We start from the raw sequence: 12,583 nt of genomic DNA, 5'->3' as shown, positions 1-12,583 counted from the left end.
ACTTAACATGAATTAAGTTCGAAATTAATTGAAATTATTAAAATTCACAAGCCTACAAAACAATTAATCGTTTGTTCATAATACTGTTCCCGGCTTCTAACCTAATTATATATACTCCCTGAGGTAAATTTTCAATTGTTATAGACTCAGAGTTCATACCACTTATTATTGAGACATTTCGTTCCATTATTTGCTGCCCCTGATTATTATACAGTGAAAGCTTACCATCTACATTTAAAATTGTTTCAAAAACTACATATACTACTCCGGTTGATTGGGTAGGATTAGGATATACACGTACATTAGAAAACTCTTCGCCCGGCTCCTGTATTCCGGTAATTGATGCTTGCCCGGAAATAGTGCAACCGGTAGCATCAGTAACTTCAACAGTATAGCTACCCTGATCCAATTCAAATATTTTTCTATCTACAAAACCATTTGACCATTCATAAGAGTAAGGCTCTTTGCCTCCACTCACTTCAGCAGCTAATAAACCCGGACCAACCAATACTTCTAACTCTAATGGTTCATAAGGGAATAAATCGATGCTTAATGGTAAAGAGTTACCATCCGCATCCTGTATGGTTACATTATAGTTGCCCGGAAAAAGATTACTAACCTGATTTCCGCTAAACCCTCCTGCCCATACATATTGATAAGGTGGCGTTCCACCTGTAGGATTTAAAGTAATTGAACCTAAAGTTTCATCAGCACAAAATCTCGTTACTAAATTTGGAGATATTGGAGAAGCTCCTCCCGTAGCAAAAGTGGTTATGGATGAAGCTTCTGTACAAAAAGAAGTTTGATTAAATGGAGTCACTCTAAAGCGATAATTGGAATTATTCGGTGCCAAATTTGTAACAACCAAAGAAGTGTCAGATACTATTGTATCAACCGGTAAATTTGTGAAACCAACATTTGTAGCAACCTGAACACTGTAATGTGTTGCATTAGGTACATGGTTCCATTTTAGATTTACATAGTTTGCTGTAACCGTACTTCCCTGTGAAGGAGAAACTAAAGTTGCAGTTTGAGTAATCTCCTGAGTAACCGGTTCCGGATGTTGCAACAAATTCGTTCTTCTGGCCATTAAAAATCCATTCATTGCTGCCATTTGCTCATTTGAAAAGCGATTTGGAGACGGATTTCCTGATTCATTAGCATATCCCATAATCAATGTCGGATCCGGATCGATAGGCTCTCCCAAAGGATCTATTAATTCAAAACCAAATGGATTAGCTGCAAAATTATAAGGAGCACTCCATCTTTCATAAAAATAATCGGCATCTGTATCACAAAATAAATCAGCTGTTTCATGACAATTTCTGGTAGCAGGGTCTCTGGTTACGTATTCAGGATTATCCGGAACGTTACCACCTTCCCATCTGAAGAAAGGATGGGGCAAAGAGAAGTAGTGCCCAATTTCATGAGCAATCGTTATATTCCCAGGTCCGGCACAATTGTTTGATCTGTTTATCATCATAAAATCCAGTCCCCCTTCCTCAAGAGCTCCCTGAGAAGTAGCTCCTCCTGAATAATATCCGCATGCCCCACTTGGATCCTGCACAAAATACATATTAATGGCATTTGCTGCTCTGGTTGCATTAATCAAAGGTGCAATAGCAAATGAAGAACTATGTACAAATAATGAAGTACTATTAATATAATTTACATCATCATGCAAATAGAAACGAAAACCTGTATCATCAAAATAATCGTTTAATTCACACAATACCGTTAATAATGTTCTTGAAGAATAATAACCGTCTCCGATATCATTCCCAACTATGTGTATTTGCAAAGGGAGCATAATTGGTTCACTGCTTCTTTTAAACTGCAAATTCGCAGGATTTTGAACAAACTCCCTCAACCAATCGTACATTTCATCTGAATAATCAGTTGCACAAAAGTTTGACTGACCATTGATTTGAAAAACTGTAAATAGTGTTAATACTAAAGATGCTATCTTTTTCATGCGTACTGTTTTTTTAATTAACTGAACAAAACTATAAAAATTAATTTAGTTTTAACAATAGTTTAAAAACTATAAACTTAAAAAAAGTCTGTCTCAACTAAACTTCAAAATATTTTTCTCTACATTTTACTGTCAACTTATTAATTATAAGTGTATTAAAAGTTAAATAATTAATCTCTACCAAAAAACTTTAAAATTCTTGTCAGTACTGAATTGCCGATTTTAAATCTGGATTCTTCCGACCAACCGGCAACATGAGGTGTTAAAATAACATTTTCCCTTTTGCTCAGGTTTTCAAAAATTTTCTTCTCTTCTATATTAAATATACTCAGATTCTCCTTTTCCAACACATCTAATCCGGCACCTTTTAAAATTCCTTTATCCAGCCCTTTAATTATACTTTCCAAACTAACTACCTCGCCTCTGGAAGTATTTATCAAATAAATCGGTTTTTGAAATTCGCCTAAAAAATTGTCGTCAATCATGTATCTGGTTTTTTCCGTTAGAGGCAAATGTATACTTAATATATCCGTTTCCCGGAAAATTTGATTCAGATTCGCTTCATTAGCATATTTATCTGAAAAGTTCAGTTTAAAGATATCATAAGCAAGCACATTTACGTCCATACCCGATACTTTTTTTGCCAACTTCATCCCTGTGTTTCCATATCCAATGATACCCAAGGTTTTTTTACTAAACTCAACACCTCTGTTTGGTTCTCTTTGCCACTCAAAATTCTTGACTTCTTTGTCAGCTTTGTTTAACTTATGCAAAAGTGTTAAAATCATCCCCAAAGCATGCTCTGCTACTGAATCAGCATTACCTTCTGCAGTATTCTGACAAACAATTCCAAACTCTCCGGCTGTAAGGGTATCTATAATCTCCATACCCGACCCGGCTCTTACGATGAGTTTCAATTTTTTAGCTCTTTCTATCAAAGTACGATCAACCTGAATTCCTCCGCTAACAACCAACACCTCTTTATCTAAAATTTCAGAAATTAAACTTTCTCTTTTATTATCTTTTATCCGAATCGTTTCAAAATGCTTTTCTTCTAACTTTTCTAAAATCTCATCCGGACAATGTTTATCTGCTATTAAGACCTTAATTCGTTTCATCCAATCGCTTACTTAATTCAACAAATTCATTCAAAGATAGCTGTTCCGGTCTTTTATTAAAAAACTCATCCGTAATTATGTCTTTAGGAATCATGTTTTTTAAACTATTTCTCAATGTTTTTCTTCTTTGATTAAATGATTGTTTAACTATTCTTCTTATAAGACTGACATTTTCCGGTATGGTTGCATCATTTTTCAAAAAAAATTTCAAAATTCCTGATTGAACTGCCGGTGGAGGAGTGAACTCACCCCTGTCAACATCAAACAGGTACTGCGTTTCGTAATAAAATTGACTCAAAACACTAATTACTCCATATTCTTTACTTCCGGGACCCGATGATACTCTTTTTGCCATTTCTTTTTGAAACATACCAACCATATATGGTATTCTTTTATAATTTTCTAAAACTTTGAAAATTATTTGGCTGGATATATTGTATGGGAAATTTCCAATTACCGCAAATCGATCTGACGGAATTTTTTTCCAGTCATAGCGCAAGACATCTGCCTGTATAATTGTGGCTTTCGGATATTTATTTTCTAAATTTTCGATTAGTCTTTTATCCAACTCAATCAGTGTAAGATTTTTGGCTTTTATGTACAAAAAATCAGTTAAAATGCCCGAACCGGGTCCAATTTCTACTATATGATCCGGAACATCAGCTTCCTCGTATAAAGCATTTACTATACGGGAAGCAATATTTTTATTCTTTAAAAAATGTTGCCCCAATGACTTTTTCAGTTGCATATTATTGGTTGATTATGATTGGGATTATCACTAAGACCTCAAACTTTAAGTTAAATTGAATAGCTTTGTGGAAAACAAAAATAATGCTAAAACAAATAAAAAAAGAAAAGCTTTTTAGTAATAAGCTGACTATCATACTTACAGATGACAACTTCAAGCTTAATTCTTTAATCAAAGAAAAAAAAGCATTAGCCTCTTTTAACAAAGATAACACATTTAATATAATAAATCTGGAAAGCAGTCTGGTATTAATAGTTAAGCCAATCAAAAAATCAAACAATACGGACTTTGCACAGACTTTACGCCTCTGCGGAAATGAATGTTTTCGATTTATAAAAACGCTTCAAATAAAAGAGATTACGCTTAGTAGTGCTGAAAATATTGCTTTTGAAGATCTACTTTACTTTACGGAAGGCTTTGCACTTTCAACCTATACTTTCAATAATTACAAAAGCAAAAAAGAAACTACTGTAAATTTACCTATCTCCATTTATCATACCAATATAGATGAAAAAAAATTAAATGAGCTGAATACAAAAGTAGAAAGTACATTTTTAGCCAGAGATTGGGTAAACAGACCTTTAATTGACCTGACAGCTGAAGAATTCAGTAACTCGATTAAAGAAAACTTAAGCAAAGTAAAGGTTTCGGTAAAAATACTCAGGAAAAAAGAACTTGAAAAGTTAAAAATGGGGGGACTGCTCTCGGTAAATAAAGGGAGTCAGGATCCTCCTACTTTTAATATTTTAGAATGGAAACCGGCTAATGCCGTCAACAAAAAACCTATTATTTTGGTTGGTAAAGGACTTGTTTATGATACCGGGGGGTTAAGTTTAAAACAAACGGCAAACTCAATGGATATGATGAAGTCTGATATGGCAGGGGGGGCAGTAGTAGCAGCCGGCATTTATGCTATTGCAAAAGAGAAACTACCTGTTTATACTATTGGGTTAATTCCGGCTACAGATAACAGACCGGGAGAAAATGCAATTACCCCGGGGGATGTTATAAAAATGTTTGATGGCACCAGTGTTGAAGTTTTAAATACTGATGCTGAAGGCAGACTTATACTTGCAGATGCATTATCCTATGCAAAAAAATACAAACCAATGCTTGTCTTAGACTTTGCAACGCTAACCGGAAGTGCCAAAATGGCCTTGGGTCCATTTGCGTCTGTAACCATGGGTAATGCACCTTTGGATTTAAAATTAGCTTTTGCAGAATCGAGTAAAATAGCCGGTGAAAAAGTATGGGAATTTCCTTTTTTCGATGAATATAAAGACCTGCTAAAATCTGATATGGCAGACTTAAAAAATGTTGGGGGTCCTGATGCCGGTGCTATTACCGCCGGAAAATTTTTAGAACATTTCACAGATTACCCTTACATTCACAACGACATTGCCGGAACCTCATTTTTGTTAAAAGAGTTAAACTATATGGGTAAAAATGGAACCGGCTTTGGGGTTAGGCTCATTTACGAATTTGTAAAAATGTTTAGCAATTTAAAAAAATAGAAAAAGTTTAAAAAAATGAATAGACACTCTAATTTACCGGTCATAGGTATAACCTTAGGAGATTTTAACGGAATAGGTGCGGAAGTGATTTTAAAAGTTTTTTCTGATAACAGAATGTTAAAATATTGCACACCGGTTATTTTTGGTTCATCCAAAGTGATGAACTATCATAAAAAAATGCTGGAATTACAACATGTCAAAATTTTCAACATAGACAATTTAAAATCCGTAAAACACAAGCAAATAAACCTAATCAATTGCCTGGACGACAATCCGGTTATCACTATTGGTCAGCCTACTGAACAAAGCGGCAAATATGCTCTTCAATCTATTGATGCTGCAATTCAGGCTATAAAAAACGATGAAATAAATGCCATAGTAACCGCACCTATAAATAAAGAAAAAATAACTGCTATTCACAAGGACTTTAGCGGACATACGGAATATCTTGAAAAAGCCGGAAATGTTCAGGAATCTCTAATGTTTCTGGTAAGTGAAAATATCAGAGTCGGTTTATTGAGCAATCACGTTGCCTTAAAAGATGCCGGTTCTTCTGTAACTGTCAAAAGAATTTTACAAAAGTTAAAAATAATGGAACAAAGTCTGATGATAGACTTTGGTATAATCAAGCCTAAGATAGCCGTTTTGGGCTTAAATCCCCATGCAGGTGAAGAGGGTACTATTGGCACTGAAGAAAAAGAAACAATTATTCCGGCTGTTGAAAAAGCAACTGAAAGCGGAATATTAACATTTGGGCCATTTCCGGCAGATGGATTTTTTGGAGCTTCTGTCTTTAAAAAATTTGATGGAATTCTGGCTATGTATCATGATCAGGGGCTGGTACCTTTCAAAACGCTATCATTCGGAAGCGGAGTAAACTTTACGGCCGGACTTCCATTTGTGCGCACCTCGCCAGACCATGGAACGGCCTATGATATTGCAGGAAAAAATTTGGCCTCAGCTGACTCTTTCAGAAATGCTGTATTTCAAGCTATAGATATCATTAACAATAGAAATGAATATCATGAAAATACTGCAAATCCCTTAAAAAAATCAGATAAAATCAAAGAGAAAAACTAAATATTAAAATATTAGCGCTTCAGCTTCCGTTTTTTATTTTGTTAATTTCAATTTAACACGTATCTTTGTGCTTATTTTCAGGGAGGTAGTTTTGGATAAAGAGTTAAGACAATATAGTATTCCATTTGTGGGCCTGAAAAAGGGGACGCATTATTTTAATTTTGAAATAAAAGATGATTTTTTTAAGCATTTCAAAAATTCGCCTATAGGTGAATCAAATTTGAATGTTTTTGTGACCTTTGAAAAAAGGGACACACAGTTTGACTTGTTGATAGATGTAGAGGGAACGGTAAAAACTGATTGTGACAGATGCTTAAAAAAAATTGACTTGCCTGTTCATTACAGGCAGGATATATACGTTAAATTTGAAAGTATTCGAGAGCAGAATCCGGAGGATGATCCGGACATAATTTATATTGGGCAGCAAGATACTTATTTAGATTTAACTCAAATTATGTATGAATTTTCAGTTTTGAGTTTACCTTTGCAAAAAAACTGCGAGGAAACGAATTTAAATGAAAACTGTGACAAAGAAGTTTTAGACAAACTAAATCAAAAAAAAGACAATAAAATTCAAGACCCCAGATGGGATAAATTAAAAAATTTAAATTTAAAATAAGTAAAAATGGCACATCCGAAGAGAAAAACATCTAAAACAAGAAGAGATAAAAGAAGAACGCATTACAAAGCGGAAATCCCTAATGTTGTTTCTTGCTCTAACTGTGGTGCACCTGTTTTATTTCACCGCGTATGCGGAGAATGTGGATATTACAGAGGCAAACAATTAATGGAGCCTAAGATTTCTGCATAAATCAATTCCTATATAATCCTAAAGCAGGTCATATGCCCTGCTTTCTTTTTTTTAACCCAAAATTGATTCATGAATAATGTGTTAGCAGCGATCACAGGAGTTCATGGCTACTTGCCGGAAACAAAACTTACCAATGCTGAATTGGAAAAAATGGTAGATACCACCGAAGATTGGATACTATCTAGAACCGGCATAGCAGAAAGAAGAATTTTAAAGGAGAAAGGCAAAGCTACTTCCGACATGGCAGTGCATGCTGTAAACGGTTTATTGAAAAAAACGAATACCGCTGCTGAAGAAGTCGAATTAATAATATGTGCCACCGTTACCGGTGATATGACTTTTCCTGCAACCGCAAATATTATTGCTGATAAAACAGGCTTATCCAATGCATTTGGATACGATTTAAATGCTGCTTGCTCAGGATTTATCTACGCCTTACATACAGCTTCACAATTTATTCAGAGCAAAACCTACAAAAAAATAATTGTTGTCGGAGCAGATAAAATGTCTTCAATTATCAATTATAAAGACCGGAAAACTTGTATCATTTTTGGTGATGGTGCGGCAGCAGTAATGCTCGAACCGGAAGAAGATGGAACCGGAATTCAGGATGCATACATGAAATCTGACGGGTCAGGAAGGGTTTTCCTTCACCAAAAAGCCGGGGGTTCATTACATCCACCCACAAAAGAAACTGTAGAGGCTGAAGAACACTATGTATTTCAAGACGGTCAATCCGTATTTAAAGTTGCCGTAACAAAAATGGCTGAAGCCGGTGAAATCATAATGAAAAGAAACAATCTAAAAGCTGAAGATATACACTGGCTGGTTCCGCATCAGGCCAACAAAAGAATAATTGACGCCACAGCTTCAAGAATGGGACTTGATTCGTCTAAGGTAATGCTTAACATTGAAAAGTATGGCAACACAACAAATGCCACTATCCCTCTTTGTCTTTGGGAATGGGAAAATAAATTAAACAAAGGCGACAATATTGTCTTAGCTGCTTTTGGTGGGGGTTTTACATGGGGTGCTATGTATATCAAGTGGAGTTACAACAGCTAAAGCTTTCAAGAAAACTTTTTACATTTCAAATAAAAAATCTATATTAGAGAAAAATATTTAAAAAAATGGCTACAACAGCAGATATAAAAAACGGACTTTGCATAGAAATGAACAATGATTTGTATCAAATCATTGAATTTCAGCACGTGAAGCCGGGGAAAGGGGGTGCTTTTGTAAGAACCAAGTTAAAAAGTCTTACCACTCAAAAAAATATTGAACATACTTTTAATTCAGGTGCAAAAATCACAACTGCAAGAATAGAAAGAAGGCATTTTCAATATTTATACAATGACGATTCCGGTTATCACTTGATGAATAATGAAAGTTTTGATCAAATAGCGTTGCAGGAAAATCTGATTAATGCTCCGGAATTTCTAAAAGAAGGACAAGAAGTAGAAGTAATTTTTCATGCTGAAACAGAAACGCCTCTTGCCTGTGAACTGCCTCCTTTTGTGGAAATGGAAATAGTATATACAGAACCGGGTGTAAAGGGAGATACAGCAACCAATGTTACAAAACCGGCAAACCTGGATACCGGCGCTAAAATAAATGTTCCTATTTTTGTTGAAATAGGAGATAAAATTAAAATTGATACCAGAGACAAATCTTATGTTGAACGGGTAAAAAAATAACTATGGACTTTAAAGAAATACAAGAACTAATTAAACTATTTGGTAAATCTGAAATTTCAGAAATATCTATCAAAAAAGAAGACTTTAAAATCCGCTTAACGAAGCCGGATGCATTTCAAAATAATCAAACAGTAGCTTATCAGCCGCAACAGCAAATACAAGCTCCTGCACCTGTAAATAAAGAGAATCCTGTATCTCAGGAGTCAAATGAAAACACAACTGCAGCACAGGAAGAAAAGAAGGCTGCAGAAGCTGCTGAAAATAATTACATCACGATAAAATCCCCAATGATTGGTACATTTTATCGTGCATCATCACCGGATAAAGATCCTTTTGTCAAAGTTGGTGATAGTATTTCAAAAGGTTCTGTTTTATGTATAATAGAAGCCATGAAGCTTTTTAATGAAATCGAATCTGAGTTTGAAGGTAAAATTGTAAAAATTTTAATTGACGATGCATCTCCGGTTGAATATGAACAACCTCTCTTTTTGATTGAGCCACTTAAAAAGTAAGCCTTACATGTTTAAGAAAATTTTAATTGCCAACAGAGGTGAAATTGCTCTGAGAATCATCAGAACCTGCAGAGAAATGGGCATACTAACAGTAGCTGTTTATTCAACAGCTGATAAAGAAAGTTTGCATGTAAAATTTGCTGATGAAGCTGTTTGCATTGGTCCTCCAAAATCTACCTTGTCTTATTTGAGTATTCCCAATATTATGGCTGCTGCTGAAATAACCAATGCAGATGCTATACATCCGGGCTACGGATTTCTGGCAGAAAATGCTAATTTTGCAGAAGTTTGTACCGAATATGGTATTAAATTTATCGGGCCAACAGCAGAGATGATTCGTAGAATGGGTGATAAAGTAACCGCTAAAGATACGATGAAAGCAGCAAAAGTACCTGTAATACCCGGGTCAGATGGTTTGATAACAGATTTAAAAGAAGGGATAAAAACGGCTAAAAAAACCGGATTCCCGGTAATTCTCAAAGCAACAGCCGGCGGCGGTGGAAAGGGAATGCGTATAGTCTGGAACGAAAAAGAATTTGAAAAGGCTTTTGATAGTGCCGCTAAAGAAGCAGATTCAAATTTTGGAAATGCCGGAATATATCTCGAAAAATATCTTGAAGAGCCCAGACATATTGAATTTCAGATAGTTGGTGACCAATATGGCAATGTAACCCACTTATCTGAAAGAGATTGCAGTATACAAAGGAGACATCAAAAACTTGTCGAAGAATCTCCATCTCCTTTTTTAGATGATAAACTACGGAAAAAAATGGGTGAGGCTGCAATGAAAGCTGCTGCTTATATTAATTATGAAGGTGTCGGAACTATAGAATTCCTGGTAGATAAGCACAGAAACTTCTACTTCATGGAAATGAACACCCGTATTCAGGTTGAGCATCCCGTTACAGAAGAAGTTATAGATTTTGATTTGATTAAAGAACAGATTAAAATTGCTGCCGGAGTAAAATTAACCGGTAAGATTTATTATCCGCACATGCATGCAATTGAATGCAGAATAAATGCAGAAGACCCATATAAAAACTTTGCCCCAAGTCCGGGAAAAATCACTTCCCTACATACCAGTAAAGGGCATGGGACCAGAGTAGACACCCATGTTTATGCAGGGTACGTAATACCTCCATATTACGATTCTTTAATTGCAAAGTTGATTGTAAGAGCCCAGACAAGAGAAGAGGCAATTGCAAAAATGAAACGAGCCTTAGATGAATTTGTAGTAGAAGGAATCAAAACTACCATTCCTTTTCACAAAAAATTAATGCGAAACGAAAATTTTGTTTCCGGAAATTTCAATACGGGATTTCTGAATGATTTCAAAATGGACGACGAATCATAATTTTTTTTAAATTTCTTATCAAGCTATTAACTTTTCGAAGTTTTCCTGAGGTCTTTTTTTTGTATATTTGCCTGAAATTATTTTTCTAAAAAAGAGAAATAAATAAAATTTGAGTTCCCGGAATTTGAATTAAGGGGTTAACATAGTTTTGATAAAGAAATACAATAAGATGAGTTCAACTTTGAAAGATAGTACGCTAAAAAATAATGAATTAACTTTTGAACAATTTAAAGCAGAAGTATTAAACGATTATAAATTAGCAGCAGAAAGTCGTGAAGCCAGTTTAAGAGGAAGAAAAGAAGTTCTTACCGGAAAAGCGAAGTTCGGAATTTTTGGAGACGGCAAAGAATTAGCCCAGATTGCAATGGCCAAAGCCTTTCAAGAAGGAGATTTTCGCAGTGGTTATTACAGAGATCAAACCTTTATGTTTGCAATTAAAATGGCAAATATTCAACAGTTTTTTGCTCAATTATATGCAAATCCGGATTTAGAACATGACCCCTTTTCTGCCGGCAGACAAATGAATGCTCACTTTTCCACCAGAAGTCTTGATGAAAATGGTTTATGGAAAAATCTTACTGAAATCAAAAATTCTTCTGCCGACTCATCCCCCACTGCCAGTCAAATGACACGTGCTTTAGGCTTGTCTTTTGCTTCAAAATTATACCGCGCTTCTGATGAGTTAAAAGATACCGGCTTTTCAAATAATGGTAATGAGGTTTGCTTCTGCACCATAGGCGATGCCAGTACCTCCGAAGGTTTGTTTTGGGAAACAGTGAATGCAGCAGGAGTTTTGAAAGCTCCGTTAGCTATTTCTATCTGGGATGACGGTTACGGAATTTCTGTTCCAAAAAAATATCAAACTACAAAAGGAGATATATCTACTTTACTGGAAGGTTTTAGAGTTAATGAAAAAGGTGAAGGTTTTGAAATTTATAAAGTTAACGGCTGGGATTATGCAGCACTATGCGAAACTTATGCAGAAGGAATTAAAAAAGTTAGAGAAACTCACATACCTGCAATCTTTCACATAACTGAGGTTACTCAACCACAAGGACACTCTACCAGCGGTTCTCACGAAAGATATAAATCAAAAAAACGCCTTGAATGGGAACAGGAGTTTGACTGTATAAAAAAGTTTAAAGAATGGATTTTAGCTAATAATATTGCTGAAGAAGATGAGCTTTCAAAAATCGATGCAGAAGCTGCCGAAATGGTGAATACTTCAAAAAAAGAAGCCTGGAAAGCATACATTAGCCCTGTAAAAAATCAAATAAAAGAAGCTGTTCAAAGAATCTCTCAACTTGGTGAAAAGACAGCTATATCTCAAATTAATGAGTTGGCAGATAGTCTAAAAAATATGCTGGACCCCATACGTAAAGATGCTGTAATTCATCTTAAGAAAGCGCTATGGTTCAGCCGTGAAACTGAAAGCCCGGAAAGACAATCCGTTTCTGAGCTATTAGAAGAATTGCTAAAAGAAAATAAATTTCTCTATAATTCACACCTTACCAGCGAATCAGAGGAATCTCCTCTTAAAATTGAAATCGAAGAAGCTGTTTACGAAGAAGATGCTAAAACACTTAATGGATTTGAGATTTTAAATGCTTGTTTTGATGAAAATATAAATAGAGATCCGAGAATTTTTGCTTTTGGAGAAGATGTAGGTAAAATAGGTGATGTGAATCAGGCTTTTGCCGGTCTTCAGGAAAAATATGGAGAACTAAGAATATTCGATACCGGTATCAGAGAAGCTACTATTATTGGGCAGGGT

At 35.2% G+C, this 12,583-nt stretch carries 12 protein-coding genes; 9 read left to right on the top strand and 3 right to left on the bottom strand.

Annotated elements, in window-relative coordinates; genetic code table 11:
* Window positions 1-52 precede the first annotated feature (52 nt).
* The 3 genes from EA412_06175 to rsmA form a co-directional block, all read right to left on the bottom strand.
* A complete protein-coding gene (locus tag EA412_06175) occupies window positions 53-1,975 on the bottom strand; it encodes a T9SS C-terminal target domain-containing protein (GenBank protein ID TVR79569.1) in 1,923 nt (640 codons plus the stop codon).
* A 170-nt stretch (window positions 1,976-2,145) separates the two neighbouring features.
* Window positions 2,146-3,093 carry a hypothetical protein gene (locus EA412_06170; GenBank protein ID TVR79568.1) on the bottom strand — a complete coding sequence of 316 codons (948 nt, stop codon included), beginning with the start codon at window positions 3,091-3,093 and terminating at the stop codon, window positions 2,146-2,148.
* Window positions 3,080-3,841, bottom strand: a complete 762-nt coding sequence (rsmA, locus tag EA412_06165) for a ribosomal RNA small subunit methyltransferase A (GenBank protein ID TVR79567.1) — start codon at window positions 3,839-3,841, stop codon at window positions 3,080-3,082. Before rsmA ends, EA412_06170 begins: the two co-directional genes overlap by 14 nt.
* Before the next feature lie 83 nt (window positions 3,842-3,924).
* Between rsmA and EA412_06160 the strand changes: the two genes are divergently transcribed.
* From EA412_06160 to EA412_06120, 9 genes are all read left to right on the top strand, one after another.
* Window positions 3,925-5,355: a leucyl aminopeptidase family protein gene (locus EA412_06160; protein TVR79566.1), complete on the top strand. Its 1,431-nt coding sequence runs from the start codon at window positions 3,925-3,927 to the stop codon at window positions 5,353-5,355.
* Between the two features lie 15 nt (window positions 5,356-5,370).
* Window positions 5,371-6,435 (top strand): 4-hydroxythreonine-4-phosphate dehydrogenase PdxA, encoded by a 1,065-nt coding sequence (gene pdxA / locus EA412_06155; protein ID TVR79565.1) that lies wholly within the window; start codon window positions 5,371-5,373, stop codon window positions 6,433-6,435.
* A 10-nt stretch (window positions 6,436-6,445) separates the two neighbouring features.
* Window positions 6,446-7,054, top strand: a complete 609-nt coding sequence (locus EA412_06150; protein TVR79564.1) for a DUF177 domain-containing protein — start codon at window positions 6,446-6,448, stop codon at window positions 7,052-7,054.
* A gap of 6 nt (window positions 7,055-7,060) precedes the next feature.
* Window positions 7,061-7,246 carry a 50S ribosomal protein L32 gene (locus tag EA412_06145; GenBank protein TVR79563.1) on the top strand — a complete coding sequence of 62 codons (186 nt, stop codon included), beginning with the start codon at window positions 7,061-7,063 and terminating at the stop codon, window positions 7,244-7,246.
* Between the two features lie 69 nt (window positions 7,247-7,315).
* Window positions 7,316-8,311: a ketoacyl-ACP synthase III gene (locus EA412_06140; GenBank protein ID TVR79562.1), complete on the top strand. Its 996-nt coding sequence runs from the start codon at window positions 7,316-7,318 to the stop codon at window positions 8,309-8,311.
* Between the two features lie 65 nt (window positions 8,312-8,376).
* Window positions 8,377-8,943: an elongation factor P gene (gene efp / locus EA412_06135; GenBank protein TVR79561.1), complete on the top strand. Its 567-nt coding sequence runs from the start codon at window positions 8,377-8,379 to the stop codon at window positions 8,941-8,943.
* A 2-nt stretch (window positions 8,944-8,945) separates the two neighbouring features.
* Window positions 8,946-9,455, top strand: a complete 510-nt coding sequence (gene accB / locus EA412_06130; protein ID TVR79560.1) for an acetyl-CoA carboxylase biotin carboxyl carrier protein — start codon at window positions 8,946-8,948, stop codon at window positions 9,453-9,455.
* Window positions 9,456-9,462: 7 nt separating this feature from the next.
* Entirely contained in the window at window positions 9,463-10,809 is a 1,347-nt protein-coding gene (accC, locus tag EA412_06125; GenBank protein ID TVR79559.1) for an acetyl-CoA carboxylase biotin carboxylase subunit, read from the top strand.
* 169 nt (window positions 10,810-10,978) lie between these two features.
* A partial coding sequence (locus EA412_06120) for a transketolase (protein TVR79558.1) occupies window positions 10,979-12,583 on the top strand: 1,605 nt, incomplete at its 3' end.

This window comes from Chitinophagaceae bacterium, from assembly GCA_007695095.1.
Classification (GTDB): domain Bacteria; phylum Bacteroidota; class Bacteroidia; order Chitinophagales; family REEL01; genus REEL01.
This window is presented reverse-complemented; position numbering and strand designations above follow the sequence as displayed.